Origin of the sequence: Microbulbifer elongatus, assembly GCF_020524885.1 — a bacterium.
GTDB lineage: Bacteria > Pseudomonadota > Gammaproteobacteria > Pseudomonadales > Cellvibrionaceae > Microbulbifer > Microbulbifer elongatus_A.
In genome coordinates this window covers 1,532,746-1,552,840 of sequence record NZ_JAIVKJ010000001.1, presented here as the reverse complement: position 1 = coordinate 1,552,840, position 20,095 = coordinate 1,532,746, and the positions used below count along the sequence as shown (strand labels likewise).

At 55.4% G+C, this 20,095-nt stretch carries 17 protein-coding genes; 14 read left to right on the top strand and 3 right to left on the bottom strand.

The annotated features are described in order from the left end of the window. Positions 1-411 precede the first annotated feature (411 nt). The 7 genes from LC059_RS06580 (at position 412) to LC059_RS06550 (ending at position 8,941) form a co-directional block, all read left to right on the top strand. Entirely contained in the window at positions 412-1,629 is a 1,218-nt protein-coding gene (locus LC059_RS06580; protein ID WP_226703014.1) for a cation:proton antiporter, read from the top strand. A gap of 14 nt (positions 1,630-1,643) precedes the next feature. Continuing rightward, positions 1,644-3,875 (top strand): FUSC family protein, encoded by a 2,232-nt coding sequence (locus LC059_RS06575; protein ID WP_226703013.1) that lies wholly within the window; start codon positions 1,644-1,646, stop codon positions 3,873-3,875. A 20-nt stretch (positions 3,876-3,895) separates the two neighbouring features. Further along, the gene (locus LC059_RS06570; protein ID WP_226703012.1) at positions 3,896-4,105 is read left to right on the top strand and encodes a DUF1656 domain-containing protein; all 210 of its coding nucleotides are present in this window, start codon (positions 3,896-3,898) and stop codon (positions 4,103-4,105) included. A 9-nt stretch (positions 4,106-4,114) separates the two neighbouring features. Then, on the top strand, positions 4,115-5,233 hold the full coding sequence (locus tag LC059_RS06565) for an HlyD family efflux transporter periplasmic adaptor subunit (protein ID WP_226703011.1): 1,119 nt from the start codon (positions 4,115-4,117) through the stop codon (positions 5,231-5,233). Positions 5,234-5,291: 58 nt separating this feature from the next. Continuing rightward, on the top strand, positions 5,292-6,746 hold the full coding sequence (locus LC059_RS06560; protein ID WP_226703010.1) for an efflux transporter outer membrane subunit: 1,455 nt from the start codon (positions 5,292-5,294) through the stop codon (positions 6,744-6,746). A gap of 20 nt (positions 6,747-6,766) precedes the next feature. Beyond that, on the top strand, positions 6,767-7,207 hold the full coding sequence (locus LC059_RS06555) for a potassium channel family protein (RefSeq protein ID WP_226703009.1): 441 nt from the start codon (positions 6,767-6,769) through the stop codon (positions 7,205-7,207). 207 nt (positions 7,208-7,414) lie between these two features. Then, the gene (locus LC059_RS06550) at positions 7,415-8,941 is read left to right on the top strand and encodes a M20 family peptidase (RefSeq protein WP_226703008.1); all 1,527 of its coding nucleotides are present in this window, start codon (positions 7,415-7,417) and stop codon (positions 8,939-8,941) included. Between the two features lie 319 nt (positions 8,942-9,260). Here LC059_RS06550 and LC059_RS06545 read toward each other — a convergent pair whose 3' ends face one another. Together LC059_RS06545 and LC059_RS06540 are read right to left on the bottom strand one after the other, a co-directional pair. Continuing rightward, positions 9,261-9,719 (bottom strand): hypothetical protein, encoded by a 459-nt coding sequence (locus LC059_RS06545; protein WP_226703007.1) that lies wholly within the window; start codon positions 9,717-9,719, stop codon positions 9,261-9,263. 278 nt (positions 9,720-9,997) lie between these two features. Beyond that, entirely contained in the window at positions 9,998-10,453 is a 456-nt protein-coding gene (locus tag LC059_RS06540; RefSeq protein ID WP_226703006.1) for a hypothetical protein, read from the bottom strand. 360 nt (positions 10,454-10,813) lie between these two features. Between LC059_RS06540 and LC059_RS06535 the strand changes: the two genes are divergently transcribed. Beyond that, entirely contained in the window at positions 10,814-11,554 is a 741-nt protein-coding gene (locus LC059_RS06535) for a hypothetical protein (RefSeq protein WP_226703005.1), read from the top strand. Positions 11,555-11,614: 60 nt separating this feature from the next. On the opposite strand, the gene LC059_RS06530 is transcribed toward LC059_RS06535, so the two are convergent. Continuing rightward, positions 11,615-12,805: a low temperature requirement protein A gene (locus tag LC059_RS06530; protein ID WP_226703004.1), complete on the bottom strand. Its 1,191-nt coding sequence runs from the start codon at positions 12,803-12,805 to the stop codon at positions 11,615-11,617. Positions 12,806-12,960: 155 nt separating this feature from the next. Between LC059_RS06530 and LC059_RS06525 the strand changes: the two genes are divergently transcribed. From LC059_RS06525 to LC059_RS06500, 6 genes are all read left to right on the top strand, one after another. Further along, on the top strand, positions 12,961-13,239 hold the full coding sequence (locus LC059_RS06525; protein WP_226703003.1) for an alcohol dehydrogenase catalytic domain-containing protein: 279 nt from the start codon (positions 12,961-12,963) through the stop codon (positions 13,237-13,239). Then, on the top strand, positions 13,208-13,951 hold the full coding sequence (locus tag LC059_RS06520) for a zinc-binding dehydrogenase (RefSeq protein ID WP_226703002.1): 744 nt from the start codon (positions 13,208-13,210) through the stop codon (positions 13,949-13,951). The genes LC059_RS06525 and LC059_RS06520 overlap by 32 nt, the downstream gene beginning before the upstream one ends. Before the next feature lie 113 nt (positions 13,952-14,064). Then, on the top strand, positions 14,065-15,348 hold the full coding sequence (locus LC059_RS06515) for an MgtC/SapB family protein (protein ID WP_226703001.1): 1,284 nt from the start codon (positions 14,065-14,067) through the stop codon (positions 15,346-15,348). Between the two features lie 310 nt (positions 15,349-15,658). Then, positions 15,659-16,345, top strand: a complete 687-nt coding sequence (locus LC059_RS06510) for a hydrolase (protein ID WP_226703000.1) — start codon at positions 15,659-15,661, stop codon at positions 16,343-16,345. A 70-nt stretch (positions 16,346-16,415) separates the two neighbouring features. After that, positions 16,416-18,428, top strand: coding sequence for an amidohydrolase (locus LC059_RS06505; protein WP_226702999.1), 2,013 nt, complete (start codon positions 16,416-16,418; stop codon positions 18,426-18,428). An 18-nt stretch (positions 18,429-18,446) separates the two neighbouring features. Then, positions 18,447-20,093, top strand: coding sequence for an MFS transporter (locus LC059_RS06500; RefSeq protein WP_226702998.1), 1,647 nt, complete (start codon positions 18,447-18,449; stop codon positions 20,091-20,093). The last annotated feature ends 2 nt before the right edge of the window (positions 20,094-20,095 follow it).

Here is a 20,095-nt window from a genome sequence, read left to right as displayed (position 1 = left end):
GATTTGGATGAGAACCCTGATCGAGCCGGAGCGGGCACAGCCCGCGGAGACCAGCGAGCACAGCGAAGCTAATCCCTGCCCCACCGCCATATAAAAGAGCCCGGCTTCATGCCGGGCTTTTTTGTATCTCACAGGAAAAGGTTTCGCTGAGAACCCCAACCGAACCAGCAAAATTCTGCGCGCCCTACACCGCTCCATCATGTCAGTGTACTTAATGTGATGAAACATAAGTGCGCCAGGTGTATTCCCACCTTTAAAGCAATTCGAAAATCAAAGCCATCAGCATAAAGGTGCAATGCCTGCAATCGCTGCGATATCGCCAAAAGAGCTAAGCTCGTTACTGTCCAAGTCTGTAGGCGATACATATTTCTTCCGTCTTCTGCAGAGGATATAGAGGACAGGGAAAGCCCGATGAACTACACCGACCTCACCATTCTGGCGCTGTTTATTTTTTTATATTGCGTTATCAGTGGCCGCGCTGATCGCACGCCAATTAATGGCGCCTTGGTATACACGCTGTTTGGCCTGGCGTTTGGGGCCTGGGGGCTCGGGCTGCTCAGTTTCGAAGTGGATTCAGAGAACCTGCGTACGATCGCCGAGTTGACTCTGGCACTTGTCCTGTTTTCCGATGCGGCCAAGTCCGATCTCAAAGTGTTGCGACAGACGATCGCGGTGCCGAGGCGCCTGCTACTGATCGGCCTGCCACTGACCATTGCGCTGGGCATCCTGTCCGGCGTCTTCCTGTTTCCTCACCTTTCCTTTTTCGAAGTTGCCGTGCTTGCGATCATGCTGGCGCCCACGGATGCTGCACTGGGAAAAGCCGTCGTTTCCAATCCGGTGGTGCCGGCTTATATCCGCCAGGGGCTGAATGCCGAGAGTGGTCTGAATGACGGCATCTGTGTACCCATTCTCTACGTGTTTCTGGCGCTGGCCACCGGGCAAACCACCACAGAGGCCTCTGGCGGGCTGGCGCTCAAGCTGGTACTGGAGGAATTGGGTATCGGCGTCTTGGTGGGTGTCGGTTTGACCGCGCTGTTGACCACAATTCTGCGCGCTGCCGCGCACCGCGGCTGGATTATCGATACGTGGCAACAGTTGCCGGTGATTACCATGGCACTGAGCTGTTTCGCCGCGGCTCAGTGGCTGGGTGGCAGTGGCTTTATCGCCGCATTCAGTGGTGGATTACTGTTCGGACGACTGGCGCAAGCGGAAAAAAATGAACTACTGATAGCGGCCGAAGGTACCGGGGAGGTGCTGGCATTGCTGACCTGGGTCGCCTTCGGGGCTGGCGTGGTGAGCAAAGCCCTACCCCAGTTAAACTGGGAAGTTGTGCTGTACGCCATCATGAGTCTGACGGTGATCAGGATAGTGCCGGTGTATTTGTGCCTTGCGGGAACCGGAGCGAACCTGCGCGAAAAGATGTTTATAGGCTGGTTTGGCCCTCGTGGGCTCGCGAGTATTGTATTCGGCGTGATAGTGATGGATCAGCACCTGCCGGGAAATGACACGCTGACGCTAACGGTAACGGTCACCATCCTGCTGAGTGTGATCGCGCACGGAATCACCGCCAACCCCTTTGCCACGCGCCTGGGGCGAGATGACGCTCCATCTGGCGGCGCAGCGCCTTAGCGATGCCCCCCTTAGTGATTTTTCCGGCATTAAAATCCAGGGCCACACGCGAGGCCCTGAAAACAGCACTGGCGCTGGTGTTGACCTACTGGATCGCTCTTCAGGCCAACTGGGACAAACCTATGTGGGCGGGGCTGGCCGTGGCGCTGGTCAGCTTGGACTCCCTCGGCCTATCCCTGAACAAGGGATTGATGCGCATGCTCGGCACCTTGGTCGCTGCGGTCGTGGCATTGGTACTGGTGGGGCTCTTTCCTCAGGATCGATGGCTATTCATGGCAGCACTCTCTATGTGGGTGGGTTGCTGCACCTATCTGGCACTGGGATCGTCGCGCGCCTATTTCTGGCAGGTCTGCGGATTTGTCAGTGTCATTATTTGCGTGGGCGCCGCAACGTCACAGGGCGGTGCATTTGAAACCGCGGTATTGCGTGCGCAGCAAACCGGTCTCGGAGTACTGGTTTACAGCCTGGTAGCCATACTGTTATGGCCAAGTCATAGCGGCGACAAATTCCGCGACACCCTTGCAGCGCTGCACCAGAAACAGCGCGCGCTTCACCAGAAAATTATTTCGGCACAACAAGGCGTACTAGATATCGCAGACACAACCGCGCTTGCCGGAGAACTGGCTGCGGCCCATCGAAATCTGAGGAGCCTCCTCGAAGCGGCAATCGCAGACAGCTACGACGTCTGGGAAGCACGCAATACTTGGAAGCAGTACCTTGCCCGTTGCGAGGCCCTGACCGAATGCCTTGAACAGCTGGCCTTACTCGCACCGGGGCAGGCCCTGCAGCGAATAAAAACGCTAATTCCTTCATTACCTGGGTTTGACCTGACGATTCAGCAGCGCTTTGGCGCGCTCTTGGCGCCCCCGAAAACGTCCTTTGAAGGCGCAGACGAAGAGCCACTGACCTTGAGCGTGGAAAAACCAGCTGTGGATTCGCTGTCGTTTTACGACGCCGGAAGTTTCGCGGTGGTTCGCCGCCAGCTCCGGGAACTCGACAGGATAACGCGCGAACTGTTATCGCTGCGCACATCCATTGATGGCCACGAATCAGCTGAACAGCAAACTGTACCTGCCTACGAACCCTATTCGAGCAATACCGAGGGCATGGCCAGTCGTTTTTTCGCGGTGGATGGAGATCGTCTGATCGCGACCCTCCGGGTTATTGCGACCCTGTGGGCCGCTTACCTGATTTACATTTATGTGGAAGGTGTACCGGCAGGGTCGGCGCTGGTTACCCTGACCGGATCGCTGGCAATGGCGCTGGCAACAGTACCGCAGGTCGCGCCCCTGCGGCTGGTCTTGCCGGTACTATTGGCCACGACGCTGGCGGGGCTGATCTATTTGCTGGTTATGCCGAAGCTGTATGCCTTCTGGCAACTGGCGCTGCTGCTGTTTAGCGTCAGTTTTCTTCTATGCCGGCTTTTCGCTAGCCCGGCAACGCAGGGCGTAAAGGCATTGGCTTTTTCCATGTTCATTTCGGTCTGCAGCATCCAGAACGCGCAAACCTATAGTTTCATGGCCATCGTCAATATTTCGATGGCCTTTGTCATGGTTTTGCTGTTGCTGTCTCTGGCGGCCTACGTTCCCAACTCGCCAAGGCCCGAACAGGTGTTTCGCCGCCATCTCAAACGTTTCTTCTGCACTGCGGGGCGCATGACGCTGAGCTGCGGTAACACCGCCGGTGCGCGGGGGCACTATAGGTTAGGGAGAGGTGCGTCAGGAAAAAGTGCATCAGGGAAAAGCTGGCGGGCGAACTCTCTATATCAGGCGCTGACTACACTTCCTGTGAAAATTTCCGAATCCGCTTCCCGTGTGCCTGCGGGGCTATTGCCCGGCGCGTCGCGCGATATGTTGGATACATTGATTGGGCGCATCAGTGCGCTGGCCTTCTTCATGCAGACACTGGCGTTACATTCCACGAGAGATAACCTGGAGTCGGATGCACTGCGACAGTGGCGAAAGTCCGTTGCCAACGCTCTGTTCGAGATTGCCGCGTCGCTTGGCGAGCCGGACAAACAAGTGGATTACCGCGCGCTGAGCGCGCACTTGCAGCAATTGCTGGATGATATGGAATCCAAGGTACGCAGGGATGTGGCGCAGTTCGGTGCCCCCAGTGCCGACGAAGTCGAACTATGGCTTTGCCGCGCAGGACTGCTCCGCGGGATAGGCCTGGCCCTGGTGGATGTCAGCCGGGTGGCCGGTAAATTTAATTGGACGCGATGGGATGAGCAGCGTTTCTTTTGAACGACGAGCGGAGCGAGTCGATGCCAATCCCTCATGAACTTTCCATCGCTGGTATCTACCTGTCTCCGTTGCTGGTTGCGTCACTAATTGGATTGCTGATTGCACTTGCCGCAGCGCGACTACTTGACCGGTATCGACTGTCCCGCTACTTCGCGCACCCCGCGCTCGTACTGACGAGTATGAGCGTGATTTTTACCTTGCTTGTGGGAACTCTGTTGATCGGAATCTGACCTTTGGCCGTGCCAACAAGAATACTGTATACATCGCTGGTTGTGCTCGCAGCCGCAGTTGCCGCGCTGCTCTGGTACTGGCACGCATTGCAAAACCCCTGGACGCGGGATGGCCAGGTGCGCGCGGCGGTTATTCAGGTAACGCCGAATGTTTCCGGTCAGGTAGTTGAGATGGGCATTAAGGACAATCAGTTTGTCGCGCAAGACGCCCTGTTATTCCAGATTGATCCGCGTCCATTTGTCGCACGACTGGAACGGGCGCGTGCAGAATACGACCGTACCGATGACAATTTTCTGGCACAGGAGCAGAACGTCGCATCGATGGCGGCGCAGCTCGAGATGGCGAGTGCGGCAGTCATTCAAGCCGAAAGTGCGATTCGCGAGGTCGACGCGGTCATCCAGAAAAATGAGGCAGAATTGCAGCGCCAGCAGCGCCTCCTCCCACAGCGCGCGACATCGCAGAAGCAGGTTGAGCGCGCGCTGGCAACACATGCCGTTTCGCTTGAGCAGCGCAAGGGGGCTGAAGCGGCATTGGTACAGGCTCGCGCGAACTATACCAGCGCGTCCGCACGACTGGATGAAGCCCGCGCGACCCTCGGTGAACTGGGGGATGCCAACCCAAATATCCGCGCGGCACGCGCAGCACTCCGTGAGGCGCAATTAAATGTTGAATTTGCCCGCGTCACCGCGCCGGTCTCCGGTTTCGTCACCAACCTGAATCTGCGGGTCGGCAGCCACGCCGTGGCGAACCAGCCGGTGCTGGCACTAATAGACTCCGGAAGCTTTTACATCGAGGGCTTTTTCCGTGAAACCGCCGTCGCGAGAATCCAACCGGGCGACCGCGCAGTGGTGACCTTGATGAGTTATCCCGATCAGCCGTTGCGGGGACGGGTGGAAAGCATAGGCTGGGGCATCGCCCAGCAGGATGGCGCCACCGGGCGTGACCTGTTGCCGGAAGTCCGCCCCACGTTTGAGTGGATTCGATTGGCACAGCGCGTGCCCGTGAAAGTCGTCCTGGACAAACTGCCTGAGGGCGTCCTGCTGCGTGTCGGCACCAGCTGCTCCGTGCAGGTACTCGGGGGTACCGCAAAACCGGATGGCGCCGCACGTGTTTCGGAACAGCGCTAATCATCCGCCTGGGTGCCGCGGGCGGGCAAAACCGCCAGCGACCGTCATTTTCGCCCCAATGGTGATCGTCGCCGCCTCCATAGCCGGATGCACGCTCGGCCCGGCTTATCATCCGCCTGTTGCACCGGCGGCCGACAGCTGGATCGAGAGCGGCAACACGGAAATCAACGCCAATGCGCGGGTGACACCCGCCTGGTGGGAGAAGGCTTTTTCCGATCCGCTGCTGGATGAGCTGGTGGCCGTGGCATTGGAGCAGAACCTCAGCCTGCGCTCTGCCACCCTGCGCATGATGCAATCGCAACAACTACTGGCTATTGCGGTGGGCAACCAGTTTCCTCAGTTGCAACAGCTCAACGGCTCGGCCGCCCGCTTCAAGGAAAACAACCTGATCCTCGAGTCTTACGATATTGGCTTCAACCTGTCCTGGGAGCTGGATATGTGGGGGCGCTTTCGCGGCGAGGTGCGGTCCGCTGCCGCATCCATGGAAGCCAGCGTGGCGGCCTACGACGGAGTACTGGTATCGCTGGTAGCGCAGGTGGCGCAGGTCTACGTGCAGATCCGCACCACCCAGAGTCGGCTCGAGGTCGCTCGCCAGAATATCCAGCTGCAGTCACAAAGCCTGCACATTGCCCGCGCCAAGGCCAATGCCGGTGAGGTAAGCGACCTGGATGCCGAGCAGGCGGAGTCGTTGCTGTATAACACCAAGGCAATTGTGCCAGGACTGGAAAGTACATTGCAGCAGCTCAAGAATTCGCTCGCCGTACTCCTGGGGCGTACGCCCTACTCCCTGGGTGGATTGCTCGACGCGACCGCGGCTATTCCCACCGTGCCACCTCAGGTTGCGGTCGGGATGCCGCAGGATTTGCTGCGTCAGCGCCCGGACATCCGTGTTGCCGAGCGCTTGTTGGCAGCACAGGGGGCGCAGATCGGTGTCGCGCGCGCTGAGTTGTATCCATCATTTTCGATCGCCGGCGCGATCGGCTCACAGGCTGTGGACATTGACAGGCTGTTTGAAGGAGAAAGCGAAACCTGGAGTATCGCGGGTGGCTTCGCCTGGAACCTGTTCAATTACGGCAGGCTAAGAAGCAATGTACGGCTGCAGGACGCGCGCTTCCAGCAATTGCTGGAGGACTACCGGCAAACCGTCCTCGAGGCTCAGGCGGACGCCGAGAATGCCATTGTTGCCTACCTCAAGTCACACCAGCAGCTGGCGCTGATAGAGCGTGCGGCCGCCGCATCACGACGTTCGGTGGAGCTGTCCACCGCGCAATACACCAATGGGCTGGTGGGTTTCAATACCGTCATCAACACGCTCACGTCAGACGCGGACCAGCAGGACCAGCTGGCGCAGTCCCGCGGCGCGGTTGCGGCCAACTTGGTGCAGGTATACCGCGCATTGGGCGGCGGCTGGGAAGTGCGAGAAAACCTGGTGCCGGTTGAACTGGTGCCACCGGAAACCCGCGACGAAATGCAGCAGCGCACTGGTTACTGGCACAAGGTGTTCCCGAAATGAACACTGGCTAGGATGAGAATATGCTAATCAAGGTTCTGTTAATCGCCTCGGCACTGCTGGTGGTAAACACGATGATTCACGCCGTGGCCATGATTCTCGCCATCCGCTGGAGTCGACATATTGCCGGGTTACATCCGACACATCCATTTCTCCCCACCGGCAGACCCATGGTGGTTTCCGCAGTGGTTCTGCTGATGTTCTTTGCCTCGGTTGCCGAAGTGATCACATGGGCTGTGGTATACGGCTGGCTGGGCGCATTCAGTGAAGCGGAGGCTGCACTCTACTTTTCCATGGTGACATACACCACGCTCGGTTACGGCGATATCGTGCTGGAAAGCAACCTGCGCTTACTGTCATCGTTTCAGGCCGCCATCGGCATCATTATGTTTGGCTGGACCACCGCGGTGGTATTGGCCGTTGTACAGCGGCTTTACCGGAACACTGATGGAGAAGCACCATAGCGACTCGGTATGTGAGATAGCTGGCAGCTATTGCCAGCGTCCCCCAATCCTGGCGGAGAATCACATCCCAACCTGGTCTGGTGTCTTTTGGAAGCCAGTCATCGCATCCAACACATATCTCAAGATTCATTTCCGGCACCAATTTGAACGCCGACAAATGAATACACGCTAAATTCAGAGTGCTCCTGACACCAAGGGTTATCCGGAATGAAAGCGTCAACGCAATGGTGGCTGAACATCTTCTCTTCAGCCTTACTGAGCACCTGCCTATTGCCCCCCACCTACGCGGAACAAGAATTTACATCCATGCAGATGAAGGACGTGGCGCCGGTGACTGTCGAGATTGACGTAGATGCCGCCGCAAAGCGATTGTCCAGGGCAGCACAGTTCCCAACGATTTCCAACCAGGACCGGAGCGACTTCGACGTTAAAGCATTCGAGGGATACCACCGCTATCTGGAAGAGACTTACCCAAACGTACACAAGACCCTGAAACGGGAGAAACTGGGAAAACCTCGGGCTTACAGCCTGCTCTACACCTGGGAAGGCAAGGACCCCTCGTTACCGCCTGCGGTGTTTATGGCACATCAAGATGTAGTACCTGTCCCAGAGGAGTCCCGGGATCAGTGGAAACAAGATCCCTTCTCCGGGGCAATCGTTGATGGCTATATCTGGGGGCGCGGTGTGTTGGATGACAAGAACCAGATTCACGCAATCCTCGAAGCCACAGAGATGCGCATCAAGGAGGGCTTTCAGCCAGAGCGCACCATCATGTTCGTTTTCGGTCACGACGAGGAGGTCGGTGGCCCTGAGGGCGTGAAACATGTGGTCGACGTGCTGGAACAGCGGGGCCTTAAAGAAATTGCCTTTGTCATCGATGAATCTGCACCGCTGATACCGAACCTATTCCCCGGCATTGAGGAAAACTCCGCACTTATCGGCATTGCCCAAAAAGGCTATCTAAGCCTGGAGCTTGCCGTTAACGGCGAAGGCGGCCATTCGTCCCAACCTCCTGCCCAGTCCAACATCGGTATCCTGGCCGCTGCCATTGCCAGGCTCGAGAAGGCCCAGTTCCCCTACAAAATCAATCAGGCGGTGCGCTACCAATATCGCTTTATGGGGCCTGAAATGGATAAGGAGAAGCAGCCAATGTATGAGGCTGTTGCTTTCGGTGATGACAACAAAACCACTGAACTCGAGCAGGCATTTATCGACGAGATGGCCGAGGATCAGGTAACCAGGGCCATGCTCCATACCACCATCGCGGTGACCATGTTCAATGCCGGCATCAAGGACAATGTACTGCCGCCGTCAGCCACAGCCGTTGTCAATTTCAGGATTGCCCCTGAGGACAGCAAGGAGACGATCATAGAACACGTGGAAAAAGCGATCGATGATGACCGAATCACCATCAAGGATATCTCTGCCTCCACACCCCCTACCAACATCGCCGACCCGCACGGCAAGGGTTACAAGATGCTCGAAAAAACCATTCGCCAGACCTGGGGGAATGATTTGATTGTCTCGCCCTTCTTTGTCATTGGTGGTTCGGATTCAAAGCACTTCCAGGCACGGCCGTTTGCACCAAATGTCTACACCATTACTGCAATACAGCTTGAATCAACAGCTGAGTTTGCTGGCTTCCATGGGGTGAATGAACGAATCAAGGTGGATGAATATGGCAAGTCCATCGCCTTCTTTTACCAATTGATGGGTAATTTGAATGACCTTTAATTCAGGGCATGCATTGGCCTGTCCCGCTCTTGACCTGAAATCCCCCAGCACCCATTCAGATCTAGCCCTGACAATTTCACAGCAAACATTCAATTTAACGGCTTGCCAACACTGAACCCAGAGTGGTCAAGGAAGGTCGCGTTAGTTACGAAAAAGTTACTAGCCATATGACCATCTGTGGAAACGCTTCCCCCGTCACTACCCGAAGGCCCTGCGCTGGTCATTCAGTGTTAGCCTGCTTGTGAGCTGGGGCGTATCCGCATTTGCCGCGCAATTAAAAAACGACCTACCCCAACTCTACGAGGCTATTTTTCGTGGATCAATGCTGGGTCAAAATCCCCATTTTGAAGAACTGGAAATAGAGGCATGAGCTAACGCCAAAAAAGAAAGTGCGGCCGTAAAACACATCTTGGCTAGGCCACCCGCAATCTATTGGCAACCCTCCAAAAACCACAATCTGATTCCGATGGTCGACTTGAAATTCTGCAGAAAAATACGCATCTGAGTCCCAGCGCATTGAAATTTCACCGCGCTCACCAGAAACACGAACTAATTTAGGTTCAATTTGCGCAAAGCAGCCGACAATATCAGCTTGTGCAATTTTTGGGATTCGATACGTAGTCCCTCTTAAAGAAACCGCCAAGTACTCAGGATTTACGCTCGGAATTTTTTTCAGGTCGCGAAAAAAGTCATCTCTCTCTACCCCCCGCATATGAAAACCAAGTAGGGTTGCTGAGAGACAAGCCAAGAATATAAAAAACTTTAAACTATTGGACATTATTCAATCATTCTTGGGATTTTAATAAGACTGTATGGGGCTTGGTGAGTATCGACTCATGCGATCTACCCCTGCTAGACTACGCCCTGATATCGAGTCTTACCAGCTCCCTAGTTTCTCATCCTTACCGATCACTCCGAACCCACATCAGGCTACCCAAAGCCCCAAAATTGATTCCTTTTTCTAGTGAAAAGTCCAATCCGCGAGATTATTCGAGATACAAGATTAAATATCAGAAGATTGATCCACTCTCTTCTATTTTGGTTTACCGCTAGAACTCAACTTTTGAACTCACTCGCAATAATTGAATACATGCAATAGCTAATACCGTTAAAGCTGGGATCTTTATAATAGACACCCAACTTTGGCCTATCATAATTTATTCCTTGATTCCCCAAGACGGCGACCTCCTGCTCATGGAACAAAATTAAGTTCAACCTCAAAGAACCTCCATCCCGAAATAAGACATCAAACTCAGCAGTCAAACCACCAGTACGCACGAGACGCTTTTTGACACCCCCTAAGCACTGAGCCACCTCCTCATACCTCATTGGATTGAGAATTTTCTTATTGCCGTTAATTTCAATACTCACCTGATTAAAATCACGATAATCGAGCTTCGATAAATCATCTAGAAACTGATTTCCTTCCCGAGCCCAATTGATACTTCCGAGAGATACGAGCACAAAAAAAATAAAGACAAAAATGCCCCTCTCAACCTTATTGAACTTCAAAATTCATCCCCATAGAACTTTTCTGGAAAAGTATCAACCGCCTTGCCTGTAATGGTCAACCACTACTGGACAGCAAATTCCATCACTGTGCACAACGCCGACGGACACCTTGAAGCGGACGAACAGGGCTTCAACAGCTACAACAACTATTCTGCCATGTCTACACCACAACGACTTCCGTGTAAAAGCATACAACGAAGAACCATTACTGAGTTCGCCGGGCCCTTGATGTGAAGGAGAGAATCAAAGTGGAAAATTACAGGGAGACTACCGCCTTCTTTCGCTAGCTGATAAGAATTCTGATAGATTCTTGGTTCAACACAGCTGACTAAAAACGTAGGTCCGACTGAGAGGCACTGAATGGCCATATATGCTTCATTCCCCGCGATACTGGCATTGTGCTTCATTTGTATCACTCTCCCATATTGGCGCATTTTCCAACAAAAGGGTCACCCGCCAATATTGAGTGTTTCGGCCGGCGTGGGTCTTACCTACGTGTTTCTCGCTCTTCTGCCAAAATTGGCTGAAGTCCAAGCTTCATTTCAGTCCGGCGATACTCAGGAACCGCTACTAGCAATCGGACTCCAGGCATACCTAGCTGCCCTGGCTGGGTTCGTCATTTTTCTTCTCATAGCAAACCAAGGATTCTTTGAAGACGCTGATACGCCGGTCCAGAGCACGTCATTGGGCGAGATGGTGGTTTTTCTGGTGTTTGCAATTTACTACATCCAGATTGGCTTTCTGCTGGGTGAATGGCCCTTGGTCAATTGGTTTGCGTATCTCGCACTAACGTTTGCTTTCGGCATGCACCTGGTGGGCATCAATTATCACTTATTGAAACGTTTCCCGCGCCGATACCCCAAATTTTTGCGATGGCTGTTCGGCGTCTGCTTGCTAGTAGGCTGGGGAGCATCCGTATTTGCTGAGCAATTGTCCACGCTAGTGAAGCTCTCGACAATGTTCGTCGCAGGAGGAATCATAATCACCGCATTAAGAGAGGAGATTCCCAGCCAGAAAGATGCAAATATTCCATATTTCCTGGCTTCGGTTTTGGCAACCACCCTATTTGTTGTGGCGACTGAGGCGCTGCTACTAAGTTAAGGCTGGCAAGCTTACTCAGTCATACATTAAAAATTTCATCTGCCTTGGCGTTGGACAGGATTAGTGTACCGGCTGAGGGTGCGAACTAAGGCGTAACACCAGGCACACGATTAGAATCAGCGTAAGGAGCAATATGCCACCCGGTAGCCAACCGGAAGCCAGCAAAAAGGGCACCGTGAATAGCATGATCCAGCAACGACTGTCTTTTGTGGCGAACTGGTCCCGTACGATCCATAAACCAAGTACATAGGTTGCCACAGCCATAGCTGTGGTCATCGAGGCCACGCTGGAGATTTCCCCTTTTGCGCTGATATCTTCTACCGCGACAACCAGACCGGAACCCACAGCCGCACCACCGGCGAAAATAAGAAAGTGTCCGTATGCCCATACGAACACATGCTCTAACTTCTCTGACGCAAGATGCCCATCCACAGAAAAATAGAGCCACCACATACAAAATGCGAGCACCGCACCGCAGGCAAACACAAGCAAGTATCGCCCCCAGAAACCGGTATGAATAGCTTGTGAAAGCGCCTCACTACTCCCTAGCAGTACTTCCCCCAGTACGATGATATTCAACAAACCAAATCGCTCAACAATATGGTGTCGGTGCCACTGAGTGCTACCGGCCTTTTCCCCCAAGAACGGGATTACCATTTCAATGCCGATACCCAGCAGAAAAAACTCGGTAAATAGAGCGTCTTCTCTAGGAAACCAAAAGACCAGCCACGCCCAGTAGACCTGCATCAGAACCTGCCCGCCCGCATAAATCAGCGCAGTGGTACGGTAACAGGGTTTCGCCAGTGCCACCCGCACCCACATGGAGGCAAAGACGATCCGCATAACAAGGTAGCCGCTGAACATATAGCGCAGATCATGACCTTCAAAGAATCCGCGAGTGCTGGCCGCGATGAACAATGCCCCCAGCATCAAAACCATCACAGTAATCCGGTAGGCCACATCGTCGTTATCAAAACTGGAGGCGAACCAGGTGAACAGGTTCCAGGGCCACCAGACACACCAGAAAACCAGCAGGAACTTGATCAACCCGTCCTGCCAGTGCCCGGCGGAAATCGCGTGCCCAAGACCGTGGGCAGCCGCAGCGATCGCGATCACGAAAACCAGATCAAAAAGCAGTTCAAGCTGCGTGGCGGAACGATGCTCTTCACTTCGGCTACGTGGCAACAAGGGACGTAAGTATCTCGACATCCTCATCGAAGCTTCTCTATGGATTGCGGCTATTTGCAGCATAGCCCCAACAAACTTCCTATCTGGCGGGAAGACGCACCTGCTGCAAAATGGGAGTCGTACTATTAAGGCATCACTGGCGATGTTGCCGCCATTTCACTTAACCCCGGCCCCCGCTACCAACAAAATAGCTGCACAGCTGCCCCAGGAGCCAACCCATGAAAGCAATGATCATAAATTCCTACGGCGCCAGTGACGTCTTCGAGCCTGCTGATATACCAAAGCCGAACGTCAGACCCGGGCACATGCTGGTGAAAATAGCCGCTACGAGTGTGAATACCGTGGACACAATGATCCGCCAGATGGGAAAGGAACTTCCTCTGTCCCCTGACCTGCCCGCCCTGTTGGGAATGGACTTTGCGGGCACCGTTGAAGAGGTTGGTGAAGGTGTATCCAGCTTTAACGTTGGCGACGAAGTGTATAGTTGCCGCGGGTGACCTCGCGGACATCCCCAGGGCACTGGCGGAGTACATGGTCGCGGACGCCAGGCTGGTGGCCCTGAAACCCAAGACCATCTCGATGCGCGAGGCTGCCGCCCTCCCCCTGGTTGGCATCACGGCCTATGAAGGCCTGACTCGCGCCAACGTCGGCAAGGGGCAAAAGGTACTGGTACACGGCGGTTCCGGCGGTGTCGGGCATGTGGCTCTGCAGCTGGCGAGATCCTTTGGCGCCGAAGTCTATTCAGCGGGCGGCGGTGACAAGCAAACAGCCCTGATAGAAGCGCTGGGCGCTACGCCTATTAACTATCGGAGTGAATCGGTTGAAGACTATGTCGCGAAGCACACAAACGGGAACGGATTCGATGTAGTTTTTGATTCGGTTGGCGGCGCCAACCTAACCAAGTCCTTCGGGGCGGCCGCACTGAATGGCCAGATTGCGACGACGGTTTCCATGCTGGAGCTCGACCTGAACCCAATGCACTTCAAAGGCTTGTCATTGCACGCCGTTTTCATGTTGATACCGATGCTACACGACTACAAGCGTGAAGAGCACGGACACATTTTGCTCGAGTTGGCGAAGATTGTAGATTCCGGCCAATTGCGACCTATCGTAGACGACACACCATTCAGCCTCGAAGACGCCGGTAAAGCCCACGACCATCTCACTAATGGTGATGCTATCGGGAAAGTTGTGATTTCTGTACCGTGACCTTCGCACTATGCGCGGATAAGGATTGGCCACAGCTCCAAAAGATAGTCGACCCGCCTGTTTGGCCTGGACATCTACTACACTGATGGGATTCTCTTCGCCACTCTGCAAGCATGGATCCCATAGAGGAAGCCACCTCCACTACCGCACAGTTTCTGGATGCAGAAAGCATCAGCGCCTTCGCAATTGCTCTCGGCCTGGGCCTGCTAATCGGCCTGCAACGGGAGCGCACTACCGACCGCCTCGGTGGCATCCGCACATTCCCCATGATCGCGCTATTTGGCGCCCTCACTGCACAACTGAGCCTAAACCCCGGCATGAGCTGGCTGATGCTAGCTGGGCTACTGGCAATGACGGTATTGATTCTGCTCGGCAATCTGGACCGGTTTCGCGGTAAAGACGATCACCTTGGCGTAACCACAGAGGTAAGCGCCCTGCTCGTATTCCTGCTTGGCGCCTACCTTGTACTTGGAGACAAGGCTTTAGCGGTCGTTGTCGGCGGCACCATCGCAGTGCTACTGCAGTTCAAACCCGGCATGCACGCATTCGCAGAAAAACTTTCGGAGAAAGATCTCCGCTCGATCATGCAGTTTGCGGTATTGTCATTAATTATCCTGCCAGTGCTACCCAATCACACCTTTGGCCCCTATGACGTTTTAAACCCTTTCTCCATCTGGCTACTCGTAGTTTTGATCGTGGGCATTGGCCTCGGTGGTTACGCCGTCTACAAAATCGTGGGCCGCCGAGCGGGCATCTTATTGGGCGGACTGATCGGTGGGCTTATTTCTTCTACGGCCACCACAGTCGCTTATGCCCGAATGGCGCGCAAACAACAAAAAGCCGTCGATCTTGCAGCTCTGGTTATCCTTATCGCTTCTACAAGTATGTTTATCCGCATGTTTGTTGAGATTACAGTGGTCGCGCCACGTATCCTGGGTGCACTCCTTCCGCCACTGGCTTTGCTATTCGCGGTCAGTCTGGTCCTCTGCGCCTTCGCGTACCTGCGCATTCAGCAGCGGGATAGCACCATGCCGGAGCCAGGCAATCCCGCAGAATTGAAGCCGGCGCTGATATTTGGCGCGCTCTATGCCCTGGTACTACTCACCATCGCCGCGACAAAAGAACACTTCGGTAACCAGGGTATCTATGTGGTCGCATTAATTTCCGGATTTACCGATGTGGATGCAATCACTCTATCTACGGCAAACCTCGCCGGATCCGGTGCTATGGAGGTGGATACGGCCTGGCGCGCAATGGTCATCGCGAGTCTCGCCAACCTTGCGTTCAAGGCAGGTGCGGCTGGCTTTCTGGGTGGTTTACCCTTGTTACGCGGCGTACTGGCATTGTTTGGGGTTCCGTTAGTCGCGGGGCTGGGACTGCTCTGGTTGTGGCCTTAGGAGATTGCCACGTAGGGGGTTGCGCGCCTGGCGTTCCGAGAACGGGGTGACGATTACAAGACCGATGCCGAGTAGAAAAACGCGACAACAGAGTTTCGCAAAAGGCATGAATTGAATGGCAACTTGCCTGTAACGAGATCGCGCGGGGACGGCCTCGGAACCATCGTTCCGGTGCTGAAATCGACTGCTATGCTACTTGCACCGAATCCCCCTCTAAGGCGCCCCTCTCTACTTCCAACGATCCGCCGAGATTCATGCTCGCGTCACCAGCCCTGCTCGGCACGCTTTTTACCTAAAGGAGTATCTGTCGATGACCAATAAGCCCGAACTTCTGATGCCGGGAAACTGCCAGCTGATCTTTATCGACCAACAGCCGCAGATGGCGTTTGGCGTGCAATCGATTGATCGGCAGATGTTAAAGAACAATGTGGTAGCGCTCGCCAAGGCTGCGAAAGTATTCAAGATCCCAACCACCATCACCACTGTTGAGACCGAGAGCTTCTCCGGACACACCTACCCGGAATTACTCGCGGTATTTCCGGATCACCCTCTGCTTGAGCGCACCTCGATGAATTCTTGGGACGACCAGAAAGTGCGCGATGCGCTGGCGAAAAACGGCCAGAAGAAAGTCGTGGTCTCCGGACTCTGGACCGAAGTCTGCAACAACACCTTTTCCTTCGATGCCATGCGCGAAGGTGGTTATGAGATCTACATGGTCGCCGACGCTTCCGGCGGCACCAGCAAGGAAGCACACGACTACGCTATGCAGCGGATGATTCAGGCAGGCGTGGTTCCCGTCACCTGGCAGCAGGTAATGCTGGAATGGCAGCGGGATTGGGCGCACAGGGATACCTACGATGCGGTGATGGAGATCGTCAAGGAGCACTCTGGCGCCTACGGGATGGGCGTTGATTACGCCTATACCATGGTGCACAAGGCGGACGAGCGGGTGAAGCACGGACCGGTACAGGAGCCGGTTGCTGCAAAGAAAAGCTGACAGGCACAAATTTACGATGTACAGGGCTGGTGTCGGTTGAAACCTGCCACCTATCCGAGAGAGCCGTGACATGGACGATACAACCGACAACAACTCGAAGCGACGGACCGCCGGCGTGTCCCGCAGAGACGTGGTCAAAAGTACCGCGGCTCTGGGCATGTTCGCCCTGTTCGGTCCACTTGCCAGACAGGCCGCATGGGGAGGAGAAAAATCCGTGGCAGATACAATTCTTCGCAATGGGATTATTACCACCCTCGACCCACAAATGCCGGAGGTCACGGCAATCGCACTGCATGATGGGCGCGTGCTCGCTATCGGGGGCGACAAGGAAGTCATGCAACTGGCCACAGATAGGACGCAGGTTATTGATCTTGCCGGCAAGCGCGTTATTCCTGGCCTAAACGACAGCCATACGCACCTCATTCGTGGCGGGCTGAATTACAACATGGAGTTGCGCTGGGAAAATGTCCCGTCACTGGCTTACGCCCTGCGGATGCTAAAGGAGCAAGCCGCACGGACCCCTGCACCGCAGTGGGTGCGGGTTGTCGGCGGCTGGTCGGAATTCCAGTTCGCCGAGAGGCGCATGCCCACACTGGATGAGATCAACAAGGCTGCGCCCGATACGCCGGTTTTTATTCTGCACCTGTATTCGCACGCCCTGCTGAACCGCGCCGCCTTAAAAGCCGCAGGCATCGATCGCAACACGCCAAATCCACCCGGTGGCGTCATTGAGAAGGACAAGAAAGGCGAACCCACGGGAATGCTGATAGCCAAGCCATCGGCTTTGATTCTCTACTCGACCCTGTCCAAAGGGCCCAAACTACCCCTGCAAGACCAGATTAATTCCACAAGACACTACATGCGCGAGATGAATCGCCTCGGCATTACCTCTGTGATTGATGCTGGCGGCGGTGGCCAGAACTATCCGGACGATTATGAGGTGGTGCAAAAGCTCGACGAGGATGATCAGCTCACCGTGCGCATTGCCTACAACCTGTTTGCGCAGAAGGCAGGCTCCGAACTCAGCGATTACGAGCGCTGGGTCGAAATGACGGAACCGGGTGCCGGTTCGGCCATGCTGCGCATGAACGGCGGTGGTGAAAACCTGACATGGTCGGCGGCGGACTTCGAGAATTTTCTTGAGCCACGCCCCGATCTGGCTCCCACCATGGAGAAAGAACTGGAGCCCATCGTCACTCTGCTTGCGGAAAATGAGTGGCCATTCCGTATCCACGCAACTTATAACGAATCCATCGACCGGTTTCTTACTCTGTTCGAGCGTGTCAATGGCAAAACCCCGTTCAAGACCCGCTTTATCATTGACCACGCGGAAACCATCAGCGAGCGCAATATCGAGCGCATCAAGGCGCTCGGCGGCGGTATTGCCACCCAGCACAGGATGGCATTCCAGGGCGAATATTTCGTCGACCGCTACGGCGCGGAAGCGGCAAAAACGACACCGCCGATCGCAAAAATGCTTGCCATGGACCTGCCGGTGGGCGCAGGTACCGACGCCACACGCGTAGCCTCTTATGACCCCTGGACCGCACTTTACTGGCTTGCCACCGGCAAAACCGTTGGCGGGCTGAGCCTCTACGACCAGGAAGACATATTGGATCGCGCTACCGCGCTGCGACTGTGGACCCAGGGTTCGGCCTGGTTTTCGGGGGAGGAAAAGGTCAAAGGTTCGCTGACTCCGGGTCAGTATGCCGACCTTGCGGTGCTCTCGGATGACTATTTCAAGGTTTCCGACGAAGCGATCAGAAGAATCGTTTCCGAGTTGACCATTGTGGGCGGCAAGATCGTCTACGCGGCCGGCCTTTTCTCCAAATTTGATCCTCCGCTGCCTCCAGCCAGCCCTGACTGGAGTCCGGTCAACCGTGAACCTTCACCGGCCATGCGCCAGGCGGCCGTCGCGGGAGCGCAAATCCAGCAGCGGGCGGCGCGCGCCTGCAGCGATGGCTGCGCCAGTGCCTGCACGCTGCATGGTCATAACCACCAGATTGCCTGGAACTCACCGATTCCAGTGCGCGACCCAAGGGATTTTTGGGGCGTGCTTGGTTGCTCTTGCTTTGCCATGTAAGCACGCAGGCATTTTCCGGTGACAACGGACGAAACCACAGCCAGCCATTCCGCGTGGTCGCCCTTCAAGCATTTGGCGTTCGCGGTGCTGTGGACCGCCACGGTAATCTCCAACATCGGCACCTGGATGCACGACGTCGCCTCCGGCTGGCTGATGACCTCGCTGTCGCCCTCCCCCCTCATGGTGGCATTGGTGCAGGCAGCAACCAGCGCCCCCGTATTTCTCTTTGCCCTCGCCGCCGGCGCCCTCGCGGATTTGCTCAGTAAACGTAAATTATTGATCGCTGTCACTATCCTGATGTTTTGCAACACTCTGGTGCTTGCAGGTCTAGTACTCGCAGATCGGGTAACCCCGTCCGCACTACTGGTATTCACTTTTCTCAACGGCACCGGGGCGGCATTTGTGGCTCCGGCGTGGCAGGCCATCGTGCCGCAGTTAATCCCACGCAGCGATCTGCAATCCGCGATTGCACTGAACGGCGTGGGCATCAATATCAGCCGGGCAATCGGCCCTGCGCTTGCCGGCGCAATCATCGCCGCTGTGGGTATCGCATGGCCTTATCTGATGAATGCCCTCAGCTTCCTCGCCGTTATCGCTGCACTTTTATGGTGGAAGCCGCCGACTGCGCCCACCAGCGACTTGCCGGCCGAACGTTTTCTCAGCGCAATGCGTGCAGGACTGCGCTACGTCCACGCGAGTGGCGCCATGCGTGCGACACTGGTGCGGGCGGTGGCCTTTTTCCTGTTTGTCAGCGCCTTCTGGGCTTTGCTACCACTGGTCGCGCGCCAAGAATTAAAGGGAGGGCCACAGCTATACGGATTTATCCTCGGTGCAGTAGGTGTGGGCGCGGTGGCCGGCGCCCTATTCCTACCGAAGCTTGCAAAGAAATTTTCAGCGGATCAGCTCGTGTGGATGGGGACACTGGGGACCGCACTGGTGCTCGTCGTTCTAGCGCTAGTAAAACGCACCGATGCCGCAATAGGGGCCAGCTTGCTGGCGGGCGTATGCTGGATAACGGTTCTGTCGCGCCTCAACATTTCGGCGCAACTGGCGCTGCCGGACTGGGTGCGTGCGCGCGGGCTTTCGATATTTATCACCGTATTCTTCGGAGCCATGACGATTGGCAGCATCCTCTGGGGGCAAACTGCCTCCAAGATCGGCATTCCTTTAACCCAACTGATCGCCGCCGGTGGCGCCATTATCGCGGCCTTGTTGAGCTGGCGTTTCAAATTGCTTCAGGATGAGAAATTCAATCACTCGCCGAGTGGCTATTGGCCGCAGCCGGTGGTGGCAGATGAGGTTGCGCTGGACCGGGGCCCTGTCATGGTCACCGTGGAGTATCGCATCGCCCCGGAACATACCGCTGCATTCATGGATGCCATGCATAACCTGAAAGCCTCGCGAGAAAGACATGGGGCTTATGCATGGGGTCTTTTCGAAGATGTGACCGAGCCCGGCAAAATGCTGGAGTACTTCATTGAGGAGTCCTGGGTAGCGCACCTGCGCCATCACCAGCGCGCTTCTGTATTGGACAGTCAGATCCAACAGAACGCACTTCAGTTTTTACAGCCCAATACGGAACCCGTTGTGACACACATGCTCGCACCGGAGCGGAACCGGCAAGTTCCCTCCAGTGAGACTCCGGAGCCCGGCACACTGCAATGAGC